General features: G+C 71.6%; 14 protein-coding genes and 1 riboswitch. Of the genes, 11 read left to right on the forward strand and 3 right to left on the reverse strand.

Annotation, left to right across the window (positions count from 1 at the left end; translation table 11 throughout):
* Positions 1 to 310: 310 nt before the first annotated feature.
* The 5 genes from ADK60_RS23540 (at position 311) to ADK60_RS23560 (ending at position 8,885) form a co-directional block, all read left to right on the forward strand.
* Complete coding sequence (locus ADK60_RS23540; protein WP_053648732.1) at positions 311 to 4,075, forward strand: multifunctional oxoglutarate decarboxylase/oxoglutarate dehydrogenase thiamine pyrophosphate-binding subunit/dihydrolipoyllysine-residue succinyltransferase subunit; 3,765 nt, start codon at positions 311 to 313, stop codon at positions 4,073 to 4,075.
* Between the two features lie 291 nt (positions 4,076 to 4,366).
* Positions 4,367 to 6,406, forward strand: coding sequence for a serine/threonine-protein kinase (locus ADK60_RS46875; protein WP_053648733.1), 2,040 nt, complete (start codon positions 4,367 to 4,369; stop codon positions 6,404 to 6,406).
* A 47-nt stretch (positions 6,407 to 6,453) separates the two neighbouring features.
* A complete protein-coding gene (locus ADK60_RS23550; protein ID WP_030392846.1) occupies positions 6,454 to 6,633 on the forward strand; it encodes a DUF6104 family protein in 180 nt (59 codons plus the stop codon).
* A 241-nt stretch (positions 6,634 to 6,874) separates the two neighbouring features.
* Positions 6,875 to 7,804, forward strand: coding sequence for a DUF4097 family beta strand repeat-containing protein (locus ADK60_RS23555; RefSeq protein WP_045939225.1), 930 nt, complete (start codon positions 6,875 to 6,877; stop codon positions 7,802 to 7,804).
* Position 7,805: 1 nt separating this feature from the next.
* The gene (locus ADK60_RS23560; RefSeq protein ID WP_045939226.1) at positions 7,806 to 8,885 is read left to right on the forward strand and encodes a PadR family transcriptional regulator; all 1,080 of its coding nucleotides are present in this window, start codon (positions 7,806 to 7,808) and stop codon (positions 8,883 to 8,885) included.
* Between the two features lie 117 nt (positions 8,886 to 9,002).
* On the opposite strand, the gene ADK60_RS23565 is transcribed toward ADK60_RS23560, so the two are convergent.
* Together ADK60_RS23565 and ADK60_RS23570 are read right to left on the reverse strand one after the other, a co-directional pair.
* Positions 9,003 to 9,965, reverse strand: coding sequence for a zinc-binding dehydrogenase (locus ADK60_RS23565; RefSeq protein ID WP_053648735.1), 963 nt, complete (start codon positions 9,963 to 9,965; stop codon positions 9,003 to 9,005).
* 93 nt (positions 9,966 to 10,058) lie between these two features.
* Complete coding sequence (locus ADK60_RS23570; RefSeq protein ID WP_045939228.1) at positions 10,059 to 11,255, reverse strand: NAD(P)-dependent malic enzyme; 1,197 nt, start codon at positions 11,253 to 11,255, stop codon at positions 10,059 to 10,061.
* 622 nt (positions 11,256 to 11,877) lie between these two features.
* On the opposite strand from ADK60_RS23570, the gene ADK60_RS23575 reads away from it, so the two are divergent.
* From ADK60_RS23575 to ADK60_RS23595, 5 genes are all read left to right on the forward strand, one after another.
* Positions 11,878 to 12,801: an ABC transporter substrate-binding protein gene (locus tag ADK60_RS23575; protein ID WP_045939229.1), complete on the forward strand. Its 924-nt coding sequence runs from the start codon at positions 11,878 to 11,880 to the stop codon at positions 12,799 to 12,801.
* A gap of 418 nt (positions 12,802 to 13,219) precedes the next feature.
* Positions 13,220 to 14,155 carry an ABC transporter substrate-binding protein gene (locus ADK60_RS23580; RefSeq protein ID WP_053648737.1) on the forward strand — a complete coding sequence of 312 codons (936 nt, stop codon included), beginning with the start codon at positions 13,220 to 13,222 and terminating at the stop codon, positions 14,153 to 14,155.
* Between the two features lie 57 nt (positions 14,156 to 14,212).
* Positions 14,213 to 15,163, forward strand: coding sequence for an amino acid ABC transporter permease (locus tag ADK60_RS23585; protein WP_234325901.1), 951 nt, complete (start codon positions 14,213 to 14,215; stop codon positions 15,161 to 15,163).
* Positions 15,160 to 15,972, forward strand: a complete 813-nt coding sequence (locus ADK60_RS23590; protein ID WP_353651769.1) for an amino acid ABC transporter ATP-binding protein — start codon at positions 15,160 to 15,162, stop codon at positions 15,970 to 15,972. The genes ADK60_RS23585 and ADK60_RS23590 overlap by 4 nt, the downstream gene beginning before the upstream one ends.
* Positions 15,973 to 16,093: 121 nt before the next feature.
* Positions 16,094 to 16,681 (forward strand): CGNR zinc finger domain-containing protein, encoded by a 588-nt coding sequence (locus ADK60_RS23595; RefSeq protein WP_053648739.1) that lies wholly within the window; start codon positions 16,094 to 16,096, stop codon positions 16,679 to 16,681.
* Here ADK60_RS23595 and sodX read toward each other — a convergent pair.
* Positions 16,678 to 17,055: a nickel-type superoxide dismutase maturation protease gene (sodX, locus tag ADK60_RS23600; RefSeq protein ID WP_078896343.1), complete on the reverse strand. Its 378-nt coding sequence runs from the start codon at positions 17,053 to 17,055 to the stop codon at positions 16,678 to 16,680. The genes ADK60_RS23595 and sodX overlap by 4 nt on opposite strands.
* 321 nt (positions 17,056 to 17,376) lie before the next feature.
* On the opposite strand from sodX, the gene sodN reads away from it, so the two are divergent.
* Positions 17,377 to 17,772 carry a superoxide dismutase, Ni gene (gene sodN, locus ADK60_RS23605; protein ID WP_030392857.1) on the forward strand — a complete coding sequence of 132 codons (396 nt, stop codon included), beginning with the start codon at positions 17,377 to 17,379 and terminating at the stop codon, positions 17,770 to 17,772.
* Between the two features lie 98 nt (positions 17,773 to 17,870).
* Positions 17,871 to 18,005: riboswitch (cobalamin riboswitch) on the forward strand.
* Positions 18,006 to 18,101: the final 96 nt, after the last annotated feature.

Below are 18,101 nucleotides of genomic sequence, written 5' to 3' on the forward strand. Positions count from 1 at the left end.
GCGGACGGACCGGCGGCACCGGGGCGGATGTCACAGGCACCGGGACGGATGTCACAGATCCGACACAGTGCACAAAGAGGACCGACGCCCGCCTTTGTCCGTATTTGTCAGCGTTTGGATGGCGATCGGAAGCGGTCGGTTCCCCGCCGATGTGGCTTTCTAACGCACATTTCCAGCCAAACCGCAGGTCAGGACTGTGATCTGGGCGACGCCTGCCCCCCGGGGACTGCGCGATCACTGATCGGAGGCGTAGCCTTAATCCCCGCTGTCCAAACATCCCAAAAGGAAGCGGAAGAGGGCGGTTGCCGCCGTGTCGCCACAGTCCCCTGAACACCCCAACAGCTCGGCTAGCTCCACTGGCTTCGGCCCCAATGAGTGGCTCGTCGACGAGATCTACCAGCAGTACCTCCAGGACCCGAACTCGGTCGACCGAGCCTGGTGGGACTTTTTCGCCGACTACAAGCCCGGTACCGAGGTGACCCCAGTGACCCAGGCCGCGACCCAGGTCGGCGTGACGCCGACCCCCGCCGCCGCCCCCGCGTCCGCTCCGGCCGTCCAGGCCCCCGCAGCCCCGGCCGCCCCCGCGCCGGTGCAGCAGGCCCCGACGGCTCCGGCGGCCCCTGCGGCTCCCGCGCCGCTCGCCGCCCCTCCGGCCGCGCCCCCGGCGCCCAAGGCCGCCGCCCCGGCGCCCGCGCCGGCCGTCGCGAGCGCGGGCCCCGAGCTGGTTCAGCTCCGCGGCCCGGCCAAGGCCGTCGCCACCAACATGGACGCCTCGCTGGAGGTGCCGACCGCCACCTCGGTCCGCGCCGTCCCGGCCAAGCTGCTGATCGACAACCGCATTGTCATCAACAACCACCTGCAGCGCGCCCGCGGTGGCAAGGTCTCCTTCACCCACCTGATCGGTTACGCCCTGGTCCAGGCCGTCAAGGCCTCCCCGGGCATGAACCACAGCTACAAGGTGGAGGACGGCAAGTCCTACCTGGTCAAGCCCGAGCACGTGAACCTCGGCCTGGCCATCGACCTGGTCAAGCCGAACGGCGACCGCCAGCTCGTCGTCGCGGCGATCAAGAAGGCCGAGACCCTCGACTTCTTCGGCTTCTGGCAGGCCTACGAGGACATCGTCCGCCGGGCCCGCGCCAACAAGCTGACCATGGACGACTTCACCGGCGTCACGGTCTCGCTGACCAACCCCGGCGGCATCGGCACCGTGCACTCCGTGCCGCGCCTGATGCAGAACCAGGGCACCATCGTCGGCGTCGGCGCCATGGAGTACCCGGCCGAGTTCCAGGGCTCCGCCCCGGAGACCCTGGCCCGGCTCGGCGTCTCCAAGATCATGACGCTGACCTCGACCTACGACCACCGCGTCATCCAGGGCGCGGCGTCGGGCGAGTTCCTGCGCACGATCCACCAGCTGCTGCTCGGGCAGAACGGCTTCTACGACGAGATCTTCGAGTCGCTCCGGATCCCGTACGAGCCGGTCCGCTGGGCCACCGACGTCGCCACCACGCACGACGACGAGGTCAACAAGACCGCCCGCGTCATCGAGCTGATCCACTCCTACCGGGTCCGCGGCCACCTCATGGCCGACACCGACCCGCTGGAGTACAAGCAGCGCAAGCACCCCGACCTGGACGTCACCACCCACGGCCTCACCCTGTGGGACCTGGAGCGCGAGTTCGCGGTCGGCGGCTTCGGCGGCCAGCGGATGATGAAGCTCCGCGACATCCTCGGCCTGCTGCGCAACACGTACTGCCGCACGGTCGGCATCGAGTACATGCACATCCAGGACCCGAAGCAGCGCAAGTGGCTGCAGGAGCGCCTGGAGAAGCCGTACACCAAGCCGGAGCGCGAGGAGCAGCTGCGCATCCTGCGCCGGCTGAACTCGGCCGAGGCCTTCGAGACCTTCCTGCAGACCAAGTACGTCGGGCAGAAGCGCTTCTCGCTGGAGGGCGGCGAGTCGCTCATCCCGCTGCTGGACGCCACCATCGACTCGGCGGCCGAGCACCGCCTGGACGAGGCCGTCATCGGCATGGCCCACCGCGGCCGCCTCAACGTGCTGGCCAACATCGTCGGCAAGCCGTACGGCAAGATCTTCGGCGAGTTCGAGGGCAACCTCGACCCGAAGTCGATGCACGGCTCCGGCGACGTGAAGTACCACCTCGGCTCCGAGGGCACCTTCACCGGCCTGGACGGCGAGACCATCAAGGTCTCGCTGGCCGCGAACCCCTCCCACCTGGAGGCCGTGGACCCGGTCGTCGAGGGCATCGCCCGCGCCAAGCAGGACATCCTGGACCAGGGCGGCACGACCTTCCCGGTGCTGCCGATCCAGATCCACGGCGACGCGGCCTTCGCCGGCCAGGGCGTCGTCGCGGAGACCCTGAACATGTCGCAGCTGCGCGGCTACCGCACCGGCGGCACCGTGCACGTCGTGGTGAACAACCAGGTCGGCTTCACCGCCGCCCCGGCCTCCAGCCGCTCCTCGATGTACTGCACCGACGTGGCCCGCATGATCGAGGCCCCGATCTTCCATGTGAACGGCGACGACCCGGAGGCCGTGGTCCGCGTCGCGCGGCTCGCCTTCGAGTTCCGCCAGGAGTTCCACAAGGACGTCGTGATCGACCTCATCTGCTACCGCCGCCGCGGTCACAACGAGGCCGACAACCCGTCGTTCACCCAGCCGCTGATGTACGACCTGATCGACAAGAAGCGCTCGGTGCGCAAGCTGTACACCGAGGGCCTGATCGGTCGCGGCGACATCACCATGGAAGAGGCGGAGCAGGCGCTCCAGGACTTCCAGGGCCAGCTGGAGAAGGTGTTCGCCGAGGTCCGCGACGCCGCCCAGACCCCGGCCGCCGCCACCAACGGCAAGCCGGTCGCCGACTTCCCGGTCACCATCCGGACCGGCATCTCCGAGGAGATGGTCAAGCGGATCGCCGCCTCGCAGGTCAACCTGCCGGACTGGCTGACCGTCCACCCGCGACTGCTGCCGCAGCTGCAGCGCCGCGCCGGCTCGGTCGAGGACAACACCATCGACTGGGCGATGGGCGAGACCCTCGCCATCGGCTCGCTGCTCATGGAGGGCCACCCGGTCCGCCTGGCCGGCCAGGACAGCCGCCGCGGCACCTTCGGCCAGCGGCACGCCGTCCTGATCGACCGGGCCACCGGCGAGGACTACACCCCGCTGCAGTACCTCACCGAGGACCAGGCCCGCTACACCGTGTACGACAGCCTGCTGTCCGAGTACGCGGCGATGGGCTTCGAGTACGGCTACTCGCTGACCCGCCCGAACGCGCTGGTCATGTGGGAGGCGCAGTTCGGCGACTTCGTCAACGGCGCGCAGACCATGGTGGACGAGTACATCGCCTCCGCCGAGCAGAAGTGGGGCCAGCACTCGGGCGTCACCCTGCTCCTGCCGCACGGCTACGAGGGCCAGGGCCCGGACCACTCGTCCGCCCGCCCGGAGCGCTTCCTGCAGATGTGCGCGCAGGACAACATGACGGTCGCCATGCCGACCCTGCCGTCGAACTACTTCCACCTGCTGCGCTGGCAGGCGCACAACCCGCACCACAAGCCGCTGATCGTCTTCACCCCGAAGTCGATGCTGCGTCTGAAGGCCGCGGCGAGTGCCACCGAGGAGTTCCTGTCCGGCTCGTTCCGCCCGGTCATCGGTGACACCACCGTCGACCCGGCGAACGTCCGCAAGGTCGTCATCACCGCCGGCAAGTTCTACTACGACGTGGAGGCGGCCCGCACCGAGCGCGGCATCACCGACACCGCGATCGTCCGGGTCGAGCGGCTCTACCCGCTGCCGGTGGCCGAGCTCCAGGAGGAGCTGGCCAAGTACGGCGACGACGTCCAGTTCGTCTGGGCGCAGGAGGAGCCGGCCAACCAGGGTGCCTGGCCGTTCATCGCGATGAACCTGGTCGACCACCTCCAGGTCGTCGTCGGCCGCAGCGCCGACGGCTCGCGGCTGCGCCGCGTCGCCCGCACGGCCTCCTCGGCCCCGGCGGTCGGCTCGGCCAAGCGCCACGGCGCCGAGCAGCAGGCGCTGCTGGAGGAGATCTTCACGATCTGACGCACCGGTTCCCACCGGTCGGCCGCACGCACGGCAACGGCCCCCCGCCTCCCTGGATCCCAGGGAAGCGGGGGGCCGCCGTCGTCCCCGGGCGCGGCGGAGGGCCCGGGCGGGCCGTGTCCGCGCCGTGTGCGAAGGTCCCAGCTCTGCAACCAAAGCGGCACCGACCTGCGCGGGCGGCTGACGGATCGATAGGTTAAGCCTCGCCGGACCGTCGGCCGGGTGCCCGTCGTCGCGCCCACCGGCGGAATCCGGTGGACCTCACCGCTCTCCCAGGGGGATCAAAACCGCATGACCGCCGACACGCCACGGGACGCCGCCGCCTCACCCCTCCCGCCGGTCTTCCAGCCGCTGCTCCCCGACGACCCCAGGGAGGTGGGCGGCTACCGGCTGTTCGCCCGCCTCGGGGCCGGCGGCATGGGCCGCGTCTACCTCTCCTACACGCCCGGCGGTCGGCCGGTGGCGCTCAAGGTGGTCCGCCCGGAGTTCGCCGAGGACAGCGAGTTCCGCCGCCGGTTCGCCCAGGAGGTCTCCAACGCCCAGCGCATCCACGGCCTCTACACCGCCCAGGTGATCGACTCCGGCGGTCTGGACTCGGACGCGCCGTGGCTGGTCACCGCCTACGTCCCCGGGCCGTCGCTGCAGCAGGTGGTCCGCGAGAACGGCGCGCTGCCGGTGCGCACCGTGCTGCTGCTGATGGGCGGCATCGCCGAGGCGCTGCAGGCCATCCACAGCGTCGAGGTGGTCCACCGCGACCTCAAGCCGGCCAATGTGCTGGTGGCCGGCGACGGCCCGCGGGTGATCGACTTCGGTATCGCCCGGGCCGCCGACGCCACCGCCCTGACCGGCACCGGCTACCGGATCGGCTCGCCCGCCTTCATGTCCCCGGAGCAGGCCCAGGGCCGCCCGGTCAGCCCGGCGACCGACGTGTTCGCGCTCGGCGCGCTGGCCGCGTACGTGGCCGGCGGCAGCGCGCCGTTCGGCGACGGCCCGGACACCGCCGTGCTCTACCGGGTGGTGCACGAGCAGCCCGAACTGGACGCCGTGCCGGCCGACCTGCGCGAGCTGGTCCTGCGCTGCCTCGCGAAGTCCCCGGAGGACCGGCCCAAGCCCGCCGAGATCATCGAGATCGCCCGCAACCACCCGTCGGTCGGCGGCCAGCTGCGCTTCGCCGACGACTGGCTGCCCCGGCAGGTCAACACCGAGATCCCCCGCCGCTCGGACCTGCCGAAGACTCCGCCCACCCCGCTGCCGGCCGCGCCCCCGCAGCCCTCCGGGCCGCCGACCGGGCAGTCCCCGCTCACTCCGCCGCCGCCGGCCGGGGCGCCCGCCACCCATGCGGCCACCGCGCCCTCCTTCGGCCCGCCGCCGCCCGGCTTCGGCCCCGTCCGTCCGGACACCCCGCCGCCCGGCTTCGTCCCGCCGCCGCTCGGCGCGTACGGCGGCGCGCAGCCGACCGGCGAGGCCCCCACCGGCCCGCTGCTCGGCGCCCCGCCCACCGTCCAGCTGCGGCCGGAGCCGCCGTCCTACGACACCCCGCCGCCCGGCCCGGTGGTCACCGACAGCCCGGCGCCCGCGCCGGCGCCGGCCCGCAAGGGCGGTGTCTCCTGGAAGGTGCTGCTGACCGTCGCCCTGGTGATGGCGGTCGGCGGCACGGCTGGCGGTGTCGTGCTGATGGCCAAGTTCAAGGACGACGACAAGAAGAACTCCGCCCACCAGTCGAGCGCGGGCTCGGGAAGCTCCCAGCCGGCCGCGCCGCCGGCGGGCAGCGCCTCCGCGGCCGCGACCACCCCCGCGACCACCCCCACCCCGTCCGCGACCAAGCCCGCCGGCTCCGCCGCCGGGGCGGTGACCTCGGCCCCGTCGGCCACGTCCGGCACCGGTGTGACCGCGCCGGCCCGGCCGACCGGCTACTCCCCGCTGCTGGTGCAGAAGCCGCTGTCCATCCCCGGCACCGACGCCTACTACGACTCCTACCGGATCGACCTGGACGCCGGGACGGTGGTGCCGCGCGGCACCGACCTCAAGTGGGGCCTGGGCCTGAACGCCAGCGGCAGCATCAGCAGCAGCAAGGCCAACTCCTTCGTCGCGGCGGGCGACAACAAGTCGGACTTCGCGGTGATCACCGAGTCCACCGTGACGCCCGACCAGTGCGCCGTCGCGATCGACTCCCGGCCGGACACCGACCTGTCCTTCAACCGGGTCTCGCCGGGCCGCCTGCTCTGCATCCGGGACCGGGTCACCCGCAACATCGCCATCGCGGTGGTCGAGGTCGCCGACGTCACCACCGGCGCGGTCAAGCTCACCGTCAGCACCTGGCGCGCCAGCTGACCCGTCTATCCTGACCAGGTCGAATCCCCACCGGACCGGAGCGAACCGTGTACTTCACCGACCGAGGCATCGAGGAGCTGGCGAGCCGGCGCGGCGACGAGGAGGTCACCTTCGAGTGGCTGGCCGAGCGCCTGCGCGAGTTCGTCGACCTCAACCCGGACTTCGAGGTCCCGGTCGAGCGGCTGGCCACCTGGCTGGCCAGGCTCGACGACGAGGACGACGAGTGACCCGGTGACCCGGTGAAACGGTGAAACGGTGAAACGGTGAAACGGTGATTGTGAGGGCCCGGAGGCAACCGCCTCCGGGCCCTCGCGTCTGCTCCCCGTAGGGGCGGGTCTCGGGGTCCGCTCCGGGTCCGCTCCGGGTCGGCCTCGGGGTCGGACTCCCTTGACTTCGCCGTCACGCGATATATCGTCTTTGGAAGAGGACGCGATACATCGCGAGTCGAATCAACGGGAGGCGGCAGAGATGAGCCAGTGGACGGTCGAAGGACCCGACAGGATCACCATCGAGGAGACGGTCCGGACGCTCCAGGTGCGGATCATCGACGGCACGGTCAACGTGGTCGCCGCCGAGGGCCCCGCCCGGCTGGAGGTCACCGAGCTCAAGGGCGAGCCGCTGCACGTCACCCTGGTCGACGGCGTCCTCACCGTCACCTACAAGGACCTCAGCAGCTGGAACGAGTTCGGCGACGTGCTCAAGTCGGTCGAGTCGGTGAAGGGCTTCTTCTCCTCCTTCAAGCGCAAGCGGACCGCCGCCGTCACCGTGACCGTCCCGGCCGGCACCGAGGTCAAGGTCGGCACCGTCTCCGCCGCGACGACGGTCTCCGGCTTCACCGAGCACGTCTCGACGCAGACCGCCAACGCCGACATCACCCTGGTCGGCCTGGCCGGGCGGACCGACGCCAGCACCGTCACCGGCGACGTGGACGCCCAGTCGGTGGCCGGGCAGCTGCGGCTGAACACCGTCTCCGGCCGGCTCACCGTACTCGCCGGCACCGCCGAGAAGGTGAGCGCCAACGCCGTCACCGGCGCGGTCACCCTGGACCTCGCGGCCGCCACCCCCGCGCAGATCAAGGTCAACACGGTCAGCGGCGCGGTCGGCGTCCGACTGCCCCCGCTGACCGACACCAAGGTCGAGGCCGGCACCACCAGCGGCGACCTCTCCTCCGGCTTCGAGGAGCTCACCGTCGCCGGCAGCTGGGGCACCAAGCGCCTCTCCGGCCAGCTCGGCGACGGCAGCGGCAGCCTCTCGGTCACCACCGTCTCCGGCGCGGTCACCGTGCTCCAGCGGCCGGAGGCCGAGGACGACACCCGCGCCGCCCGGGAGCTGCCCGCCCCCGACCTCACCAAGTCCGACGCCCCCGGCACCGGCCCCGACCTGACCAAGGAGGCCTGACATGACCCCCGTCTTCGGCCACGGCCGGCTCCGGCTCTACCTGCTCAAGCTGCTCGACGAGGCCCCGCGCCACGGCTACGAGGTCATCCGCCTGCTGGAGGAGCGCTTCCAGGGCCTGTACGCGCCCTCCGCCGGCACCGTCTACCCGCGGCTCGCCAAGCTGGAGCAGGAGGGGCTGGTCGCCCACAGCACCGAGGGCGGTCGCAAGGTCTACCGGCTCACCGACGCCGGGCGCGCCGAACTCGCCACCCGGCAGGGCGAGCTGGACGATCTTGAGCTGGAGATCCACGACTCGGTGACCCAGCTCGCCGGGGCGATCCGCGAGGACGTCCGGGACAGCGCCCAGGACCTGCGCGAGCAGCTCTGGGGCGCGGCGGCCGAGCAGGCCAGGCGCGGCGCCCCGGACTCCGGGGAGCAGGGCCCGGAGAACGCCGGGAACCCGTGGGCCGGGCCGTGGGGCGACCAGGCCGCCTGGCAGCGCGCCAAGGAGGAGTTCGCCGCCTTCAAGCGGCAGGCCAAGGAGCAGGCCAAGCGCGCCAAGGAGCAGGAGAAGGCCGCCAAGGCCAAGGCGAAGGCCGCCGAGGAGGAGGCCCGCCGGCTGCGCGAGCAGTCCAGGGCGGCCCGGACCGCGGCCCAGCAGGAGGCGCTGCGGATCAAGCGCCGGGTGGAGCAGCAGGTCCGCGAGCACGCGGCGCGCGGCGACTGGCCGACCGGGCTGGCCGAGGGGCTCTCCGAGCTGACCAAGGGCCTGGCCGGGCTGGCCGACGCGGCCCGCTGGGGACAGCACGGGGAGTCGAAGGAGGACGCCGCCGCCGAGCGGGTCACCGTCACCCGGATCGACCTGGACAAGACCGACCTGGACGGGCCGGCCGGCGCCGTCCCGGCCGATCTGCCCGGGTGGACCGCCGTCGACCCGGCCGGCGACCCGGCCCGGGAGCTGGAGCGGCTGCTCGACCGCTTCCGCGACCAGGTCCGCGACGCGGCCAGGGACGGCGGGGTGACCCCCGCCCGGCTGGCCGAGGCCCGCGCCGTCCTCGGCACCGCCGGCGAGCGGCTGAAGCGCCTGCTCGACCGTTCCTGACCGGGCCCGCCGCGACGCGCCGGTGCCCGGCTCCCCGTACAGGGAGCCGGGCACCGGCGCGTCGCGGCGTCACGGGCTCATGGCGTCACGGGCTCACGGGCTCACGGGCTCAGCGGCTCACGGCGTCAGGACGAGCTTGCCGAACACCTCGCCCTTGGCCAGCCGGGCGAGCGCGTCCGGCGCCCCGTCCAGCGGCAGCACCGAGTCGATCACCGGCCGGACCCCGGTGGTGGCGCAGAACGACAGCAGCCCGGCCAGCTCCTCCTTGGTCCCCATGGTCGAGCCGACCACCCGCAGCTCCAGGAAGAAGATCCGGTTCAGTTCGGCGGCCGCCGGGCTGGGGCCCGAGGTGGCCCCGGAGATGACGATCGTGCCGCCCGGGCGCAGCGACTTCACCGAGTGCGACCAGGTCGCGGCGCCGACCGTCTCCATCACCGCGTCCACCCGCTCGGGCAGCCTGGCCCCGCTCGGGAACGCCGCGTCGGCGCCGAGCTCCACCGCCCGGTCCCGCTTGGCCCCGTCCCGGCCGGTGACCCAGACCCGCAGGCCGGCCGCCTTGCCGAGGACCACCAGCGCGGTCGACACCCCGCCGCCGGCGCCCTGCACCAGCACGGTGTCGCCGGGCTTCACCCCGGCGTTGGTGAACAGCATCCGATAGGCCGTCAGCCAGGCCGTGGGCAGGCAGGCGGCCTCCTCGAAGGAGAGTCCGGCGGGCTTGGGCAGCAGGTTCCAGGTGGGGACGGCCACCTGCTGGGCGAAGGTGCCCTGGTAGCGCTCGGTCAGGATCGAGCGCGGCTCGTCCGGGCCGACCCCGTGGCCGGTCTGGCCGATCACGGAGTGCAGGACCACCTCGTTGCCGTGCTCGTCGATGCCGGCGGCGTCGCAGCCGAGGATCATCGGCAGCTTCCCGGCGGGCAGCCCGACCCCGCGCAGCGACCAGAGGTCGTGGTGGTTCAGGCTGGCGGCCCGGACCGTGACCACGCTCCAGCCCGGCCGGGCCACGGGTTCGGGGCGTTCGCCCAACTCCAGCCCGCTCAGCGGGTCGTCGGCGTCGATTCGTGCGGCATAGGCAGCAAACATGCACCGGACGATAGCCAGAACGCCCCCGGGCCCGGAACAACGCGTGAGTGTGACGCGTGTCCCGGGCCCGGGCGGGGTTCGGTCTCGGACCGGCTAGCGGCGGGCGACGCCCTCGGCCCGGGCGGCCTCGGCGACGGCCTTGCTGACGGCCGGGGCGACCCGCTCGTCGAACGGCGAGGGGATGACCTTCTGCGGCGTCAGCTCGTCCGCCACCACGCCGGCCAGCGCCTTGGCGGCGGCCAGCTTCATGCCCTCGGTGATCCGGGTGGCCCGGACCTGCAGCGCGCCGGCGAAGATGCCCGGGAACGCCAGCACGTTGTTGATCTGGTTCGGGAAGTCGCTGCGCCCGGTGGCCACCACGGCGGCGTACTTGTGCGCGACCTCGGGGTGGATCTCCGGGTTCGGGTTGGCCATGGCGAAGACGAACGCGCCCTCGGCCATGGTCGCGACGACCTCCTCCGGCACGGTGCCGCCGGAGACGCCGATGAAGACGTCGGCGCCGGCCATCGCGTCGGCCAGGGTGCCCTTGAGGCCGGTCCGGTTGGTCAGCCCGGCGATCTCCGCCTTGACGTCGGTCAGGTCCTCGCGGCCCTGGTGCACCACGCCCTTGCGGTCGCACACGGCCACGTCGCCGATGCCGGCCGCCAGCAGCATCTTGGCGATGGCGATGCCGGCCGCGCCGGCGCCGGAGATGACGGCACGCAGCGAGCCGATCTCGCGGCCGGTCACCTTGGCCGCGTTCCAGAGCGCGGCGGTGGTGACGATCGCGGTGCCGTGCTGGTCGTCGTGGAAGATCGGGATGTCCAGGGCCTCCTGGAGCCTGCGCTCGATCTCGAAGCAGCGCGGGGCGGAGATGTCCTCCAGGTTGACGCCGCCGAAGGACGGGGCCAGCCGGACCACGGTCTCGACGATCTCGTCCACGTCGGTGCAGGCGAGCGCGATCGGCACCGCGTCCACGCCGCCGAACTGCTTGAACAGGATCGCCTTGCCCTCCATGACGGGCAGCGAGGCCTCGGGGCCGATGTCGCCGAGGCCCAGCACGGCGGTGCCGTCGGTGACCACGGCCACCGTGTTGGCCTTCCAGGTGTAGTCGTTCACGAGCTCGGGCTGCTCGGCGATGGCCGTGCAGACGCGGGCGACACCGGGGGTGTAGGCGAGGGACAGGTCGTCCGCGTCGCGCACCGGGACGGTCGCCCGGACCTCCATCTTGCCGCCGCGGTGGAGCGCGAACACGGCGTCGACCGGATCGTCGGTGTCCTGAGTACTGCTGTGGATGATCTCCGCTGCCACGATGACCTCTTCGTCATTGATCGAGCGAGGACACCCGGCCGACGGGGCGGACGACCCGGCCGGTCCCGGCATCCGGTGACCGGCGGCCGGTCAGCGGAACCCGGGAACGCCGAAGCGCCCCCGGGGGAAGGCTGGGTCGGGGCGCCGCCGTCGAACGGGCGCCTCGAAATGAGGGTTTATGGAGTTGTCCGCGTGTGGACCGCGCTGTGCTTCCGGGCCGAGCGTAGGTCGGACGAGGGCATCGCACCCATGCCTTTTCGTCCAAGTCACATGGTTGTCATGCGCCTCACGGCCACCTGTGGGCACCAGGAACCATGAGAACCGGACCCCGGCCGCGGCAATGGCGCACACGTACGCACACCCGCGGGAGTGAACACGGACACGGTATGGAGGCCGGTGCCGCCGGATACGGAGTCGACGTTCTGGACTTCCGTTCCTGTGCACCCCGGGCCTGTTTGCGGCCCGGCGGTCCGGTTCGAGCGTCGGGGGTCACCCGGTACCGAATTCTGACACACCCGCCCACGGACGCGGCAGGTCGGGATGGGAGGATCCGTTGTTCCGCCATCTCGCGTCCACCTCCGCGATGCCGCGGCGCCTCCCCACCCTCCCTCAGGAGCAACCGATGCACCACCGTGCCCAGTCCCGCCGCCGGGCCACCGCCGCGCTCGCCCTCACCACCGCCGGAACCCTTCTGCTGACCGGCTGCGTCGGGGACAGGACCGCCGCCGAGGACCCGCTCCAGCAGCTCCGGGCGAAGGTCCCGAGCGCCCAGCAGTCGGGCAAGGTGCTCCGGATCGGGATGGACGTCAACTACCCGCCAGTGGAGTTCCGGGGCAGCGACGGCAAGCCCGACGGCCTGGACCCGGACATCGCAGCGGCCCTCGGCCGGATCCTCGACCTCCGGATCGAGTACGTCGACACTCCCTTCGACAAGCTCATACCGAACCTCCACCACAAGCAGTACGACGTCGCGATGTCCGCGCTCAGCGACATCCGCCAGCGCCGGGACGGCGTGGACGAGGCCGGCAAGTCGACCGGCCTCGCGGTGGACTTCGTGGACTACTTCATCGCCGGCACCTCGATCGTGGTGCCGAAGGGCAACCCCAAGGGCATCCACGGCCTGGACGACCTCTGCGGCCGGACCGTCGCGGTGCAGAGCGGCACCACCCAGGACGAGATCGTCGCCCGCCAGGTGACCGCCTGCACCCGCGCCAACAAGCCGCTCACCGTCCACAAGTTCGACAGTGACGCCAAGGCCCTGGCCGAGGTCGCCGGCGGCGCGGCGCAGGCGGGCCTGAACGACTTCCCGGTGGCCGCCCACGCGGCGAAGAACACCGACGGCGGCAACCGCTTCGAGGTGAGCGGCGCGCAGTCCCGGTCCAACCCGTACGGGATCGCGCTGCGCAAGGAGGACACCGAGCTGCGCGACGTCCTGGCCAAGGCGATCGACCAGCTGATCCGCAGCGGCGAGTACGACAAGATCCTCGCCAAGTGGAACGTCTCCGCCGGCGCGGCCCAGAACGCGGTGGTCAACGGAGGCATCTGAGCCGGGTCCGGACGGGGGGTCCGGACCGCCGCGGAGCGGGCGCACGATCGGGCGAGTGCGCGGCCGGGCCTCCGGGCAGACCGCAGGGAGATCTGCATACTTATACGCAGGGTGACAGGGACACGGTATTCGTCCGAATAGCGGACAGCGCGGGCCCCCGTTATCCGATTTTGATCTGAATGAGGGCCACCCGAGCGTCATCAGATGGCAGGATTCCCCCCATCTCGGATCGAGCCGGCCACTGGTCGAGGCGGTTCGGTCAACGCCCACCTCGGCGGACGGTGGCGGAGAGCAGTACCCGGTACCACCCTGTGTGTTCTCCCTGCCCGGCCGTACAGCGCCGTACGGCCCTGCTGCTCCGGCGCGCCGCTCCCCCGTGGCACGCCCGTCCGACCTCTCCCTCAGGAGGAGATCCCCCATGATCGCCCGTACCCAGCGCACCCGCCTCCTCGCCTCAGCGGCGGTGCTCGCGTCCGCGTCGCTCGTGCTGACCGCCTGCGGCAGCAGCAAGTCCTCCTCCAGCGGCGGCAGCAGTGCGGCCAACCCCAGCGTCAGCGTCGCCGCCGTGTCCGCCGACCCCGCGCTCGCCGGGCTCGTCCCCGCCGACATCAAGTCCTCCGGCAAGCTGATCGTCGCCGCCGACGCCTCCTACGCGCCCAACGAGTTCAAGGACGACAAGGGCAACATCGTCGGCCTGGACGTCGACCTGGCCGACGCGATCGCCAAGAAGCTCGGCCTGACCGCCGATGTGCAGAACGCCGACTTCACCTCGATCATCCCGGGCATCACGGCGAAGAAGTACCAGCTCGGCATGAGCTCCTTCACCGACACCAAGGAGCGCGAGCAGACCGTCGACATGGTCACCTACTTCACCGCGGGCAGCGCCATCGCGGTCAAGAAGGGCAACCCGGACAAGATCGACCCCAAGGACCTCTGCGGCAAGAAGGTCGCCGTCCAGACCGGCACCACCCAGGCCCAGGAGATCACCGACGTCCGCAACCCGGAGTGCGCCAAGGCCAACAAGCCGGCCATCCCCAACGACGGTGACAAGTTCACCCTCCAGACCGACGTCACCACCGCGCTGGTCTCCGGCCGCGACCAGGTGATGATGGCCGACTCCCCGGTCGTCGACTACGCGATCAAGCAGACCAACGGCCAGCTGGAGAAGCTCGGCGAGACCTACGACAGCGCGCCCTACGGCGTCGTCGTCGACAAGGGTTCCCCGCTCTCCCCCGCCGTCCAGGGCGCCGTCCAGTCGCTGATCGCCGACGGCACCTACAAGCAGATCCTGGCGAAGTGGGGCGTCGAGGCCGGCGCGATCGACAAGTCCGAGATCAACGCCGCCAAGAGCTGATCCTCCGCACCACCACACCCCTGAGGCCCCAAGGTGAAATCTTCCGAGCAGGGGGCGGTGAAATCGGGACGGCCTGAGACCATCAAGGCCGTCCCGGTGCGCCACCCCGGACGCTGGGCCGGAGCAGTAGTGATCGTCGTCCTCGCGGCGATGCTGCTCCACGCCCTGATCTTCAACCCCGCGTTCCAGTGGGACGTCGTCAGAGACACGCTCACCAACGAGCAGATCATCCACGGCATCTGGGTGACGCTCGAACTGACCGCCCTGTCCATGCTGATGGGCGTGGTCGGCGGCGTGCTCCTCGCGATCATGCGACTCTCGCCGAACCCCCTGCTGTCGGGGACGGCCTGGTTCTACATCTGGATCTTCCGCGGCACCCCCGTGCTGGTGCAGCTGGTGTTCTGGAACTTCCTGGGCGCCCTGTGGCCGAAGCTGTCGATCGGCATCCCGTTCGGACCCGAACTCTGGTCCGAGTCGACCAACACCCTCATCCCGACCTTCACCGCCGCCCTGCTGGGCCTCGGCCTCAACGAGGCGGCGTACATGGCGGAGATCGTCCGCGGCGGCATCCAGTCCGTCGACGAGGGCCAGACCGAGGCCGCCCACGCGCTCGGCATGAGCCGCGCGGCCACGCTGCGCCGGATCGTGCTCCCGCAGGCGATGCGGGTGATCATCCCGCCGACCGGCAACGAGACCATCTCGATGCTCAAGACCACCTCGCTGGTCCAGGTCATCTCGCTGGCCGAGTTGTTCACGGCCGGCCACGACATCTACTCGCGGACCTTCCAGACCATCCCGGTCCTGGTCGCGGTCAGCATCTACTACCTGCTCATGACCTCGATCCTCACCGTGGGGCAGTACTACATCGAGCGGCACTACGCTCGAGGTGCGAACCGGACCCTGCCGCCCACGCCGGTCCAGCGGCTGCGGCTGCTGTTCGGCGGCAGGCCCACCCCGAAGGCCAAGAACGACGTGGTCCCCGGACTCGAGGGAGGTGGCCACGCATGACCGACCTGACCAAGACCCCCGCCGACGAGCCCGGCAGCGGCCCGGGCGGCGGCCCGATGGTGAAGTCCGAGGGCGTCCGCAAGTCCTACGGCCTGGTCGAGGTGCTCAAGGGCATCGACCTGGAGGTCAAGCAGAGCGAGGTGTTCTGCCTGGTCGGCCCGTCCGGCTCCGGCAAGTCCACCTTCCTGCGCTGCATCAACCACCTGGAGAAGATCAACGGCGGCCGCCTCTGGGTGGACGGCGAGATGGTCGGCTACCGGCAGCGGGGCGACAAGCTCTACGAGCTCAAGGACCGCGAGGTCGCGCTCAAGCGGCGGGACATCGGCATGGTGTTCCAGCGCTTCAACCTCTTCCCGCACATGACCGCGGTGGAGAACGTGATGGAGGCGCCGGTCCAGGTCAAGCGTGAGTCCAGGGCCGAGGCCAGGGAGCGCTCGATGGCCCTGCTGGAGCGCGTCGGCCTGGCCGACAAGAGCGGGAACTACCCCTCCCAGCTCTCCGGCGGCCAGCAGCAGCGGGTGGCGATCGCCCGGGCGCTCGCCATGAAGCCCAAGCTGATGCTCTTCGACGAGCCGACCTCGGCGCTCGACCCCGAGCTGGTCGGCGAGGTGCTCGACGTCATGCGCGGGCTCGCCGAGGAGGGCATGACCATGATCGTGGTCACCCACGAGATGGGCTTCGCCCGCGAGGTCGGCGACGCGCTGGTGTTCATGGACGGCGGTGTGGTGGTCGAGTCCGGCACCCCCCGCGAGGTCCTCTCCAACCCGCAGCACGAGCGCACCCGCGCCTTCCTCTCCAAGGTGCTCTGAGCACAGCCGTCGACGGCGCCCGGCAGGCCGAACCTGCCGGGCGCCGCGCTTTTCCCGCTTTCGCCCCGCGGGTAATAGGCTGGAGGCAATCAGCCCGTTACCGATCTCTGGAAGGACCACCGTGGAGCTCGCCTCGTACGCCGATCTGGCCGTCCGGCTGGTGAACACCGAGGAGCCCGAGCGCGGCACCGACTCGCTGACCTCGGTGGACGGGGTGCGCGCCCTGTTCTCGGACTCCTCGCGTGCCCGCAACCTCGCCGACGAGTCGGACCTGCCCCGGCTGCGGGCCGTCCGCACCCGGCTGCGCGGGGTCTTCGAGGCCGCCGCCGAGGGCGAGGAGGTGCGCAGCGTCGACCTGCTGAACAGCCTGCTGATGGAGTTCCCGGTCAGCCCGCTGGTCTCCGGGCACGACTACCTCGACGCGGCCGGCCGGCCCCGCTGGCACCTGCACCTCGCCGACAACTCGCCGACCGCCACCGCGCACTTCAGCGCCGTCGCCTGCATGGGCCTGGCCGTCCACCTGACCGAGCTGGGCGCCGACCGGCTCGGCATCTGCCAGGCCGCGCCCTGCCGCAACGCCTATCTGGACACCTCGACCAACCGGTCCCGCCGGTACTGTTCGGACCGCTGCGCCACCCGCGCCAATGTCGCCGCCTACCGGGCCCGCAAGCGCCTGGAGGCCCAGGAGGCCGCGGCGGCCGGGCACTAGCGGACCGGGAGTTCCTCCGGCCGGATCCAGACGCCGAGGCGGCGGGCGAGCCCGGGCACCCGCGCCAGCGGGGCGGCCAGCAGCAGCCGCTCCAGCCGCCGTCCGGGCGCCAGCCAGGCCGGGCGCGGGCGCAGCCGCAGCAGCACCCGGCCGAGCACCAGCTCGTCCGGCACCGCTCCGTAGCTGCGGCTGTCACTGTCCACCGGCCGGTTGTCGGAGAGCAGCCACCAGCCTTTGGGGCGACGGCCGTCGGCCCGCTTGACCACCAGCAGGTTCTGCTGGAACGGGTGCCGGAACACCACCACCGCGCCGGGCCGGATCCGCGCGCCGTAGCGGACCAGCAGCTGGTCCCCGTCGCGCAGCGTCGGCACCATCGAGTCCCCCGCCACGTCGATCAGCCCGAACGGCGCGCCGCCGCCCGGCGGACCGTCCTCCGGTTCCGCGCTCCGTGCCACGGCTCCTCCTCCCGGCTCGCGTCCGCCGTGTCCCGTCCGGCTCCCGCCGCGTCCTGCTGTCCTGCTGTCGCGCTGTCGCGCTGTCGCGCACCAGTCTGCCGCACCGGCCGTCGGCCGCCGATGTCCGGATTCATCCGGTTCCGGCTCCGTCTTTTGCCCTGGGCGGGCCGCCCGGCCGGGAAACCGGACGGTCCGGCAGGTAATCTCGGGCGCGGGAAGACGATCTAAGGAAGGACTCCCATGTTCTCTCGTCTGTTTGCACCTCGCGCCACCGCCCACGCCCACTGCGACCTGCCCTGCGGTGTCTACGACCCGGCCCAGGCCCGGATCGAGGCCGAGTCGGTGAAGGCCACCCAGGAGAAGTACCAGGCCAACGAGGACGCGCACTTCCGCGCCCGCGCGGTCATCATCAAGGAGCAGCGCGCCGAGGCGGTCAAGCACCACATCTCGGTGCTGTGGAGCGACTACTTCAAGGCCCCGCACTTCGAGAAGTACCCGCAGCTGCACCAGCTCATCAACGACACCCTGAAGGCCGCCTCGGCCGCCAAGGCGTCCACCGACCCGGCCACCGGCCAGGCGCTGCTCGACCTCATCGCCGAGGTGGACAAGATCTTCTGGGAGACCAAGCAGGGCTGATCCCCGCCCGGTCGCCTTTCGGCCGCCCCCGTCCGGATCCGGACGGGGGCGGTCGCGCGTTCGGGGCCGGACGGGCACGACCGTTCGAACGGTAAGGGTCATAGCTGGTGAGTGCTTGTTATGCTGCCAGGGCGTCCCGCGGGGGAAGCCGGTGCGAATCCGGCGCTGACCCGCAACGGTAAGCGGCCCCCGCGGCCGTGAGCCCGATCGCCCGGGGACGCCGACCTCCCGACAACTCGCCGCGGACTGCGAGGGGATGGCGCCCCGGCACACCCGCGCCCGGACGCGCCGCCCCTCGCCGCACCCGGCCCGAGGCAAGGCGTGCCACC

Source organism: Streptomyces sp. XY431 (assembly GCF_001279805.1).
Taxonomy (GTDB): domain Bacteria; phylum Actinomycetota; class Actinomycetes; order Streptomycetales; family Streptomycetaceae; genus Kitasatospora; species Kitasatospora purpeofusca.

Bases quoted from the DNA above. Each gene is read 5' to 3' on its own strand.
- ADK60_RS23580 (WP_053648737.1), top strand. From the start codon at position 13,220: ATGATCGCCCGTACCCAGCGCACCCGCCTCCTCGCCTCAGCGGCGGTG.
- ADK60_RS23560 (WP_045939226.1), top strand. From the start codon at position 7,806: ATGACCCCCGTCTTCGGCCACGGCCGGCTCCGGCTCTACCTGCTCAAG.
- ADK60_RS23565 (WP_053648735.1), bottom strand. From the start codon at position 9,965: ATGTTTGCTGCCTATGCCGCACGAATCGACGCCGACGACCCGCTGAGC.
- ADK60_RS46875 (WP_053648733.1), top strand. From the start codon at position 4,367: ATGACCGCCGACACGCCACGGGACGCCGCCGCCTCACCCCTCCCGCCG.
- sodN (WP_030392857.1), top strand. From the start codon at position 17,377: ATGTTCTCTCGTCTGTTTGCACCTCGCGCCACCGCCCACGCCCACTGC.
- ADK60_RS23555 (WP_045939225.1), top strand. From the start codon at position 6,875: ATGAGCCAGTGGACGGTCGAAGGACCCGACAGGATCACCATCGAGGAG.
- ADK60_RS23590 (WP_353651769.1), top strand. From the start codon at position 15,160: ATGACCGACCTGACCAAGACCCCCGCCGACGAGCCCGGCAGCGGCCCG.
- sodX (WP_078896343.1), bottom strand. From the start codon at position 17,055: ATGGTGCCGACGCTGCGCGACGGGGACCAGCTGCTGGTCCGCTACGGC.
- ADK60_RS23575 (WP_045939229.1), top strand. From the start codon at position 11,878: ATGCACCACCGTGCCCAGTCCCGCCGCCGGGCCACCGCCGCGCTCGCC.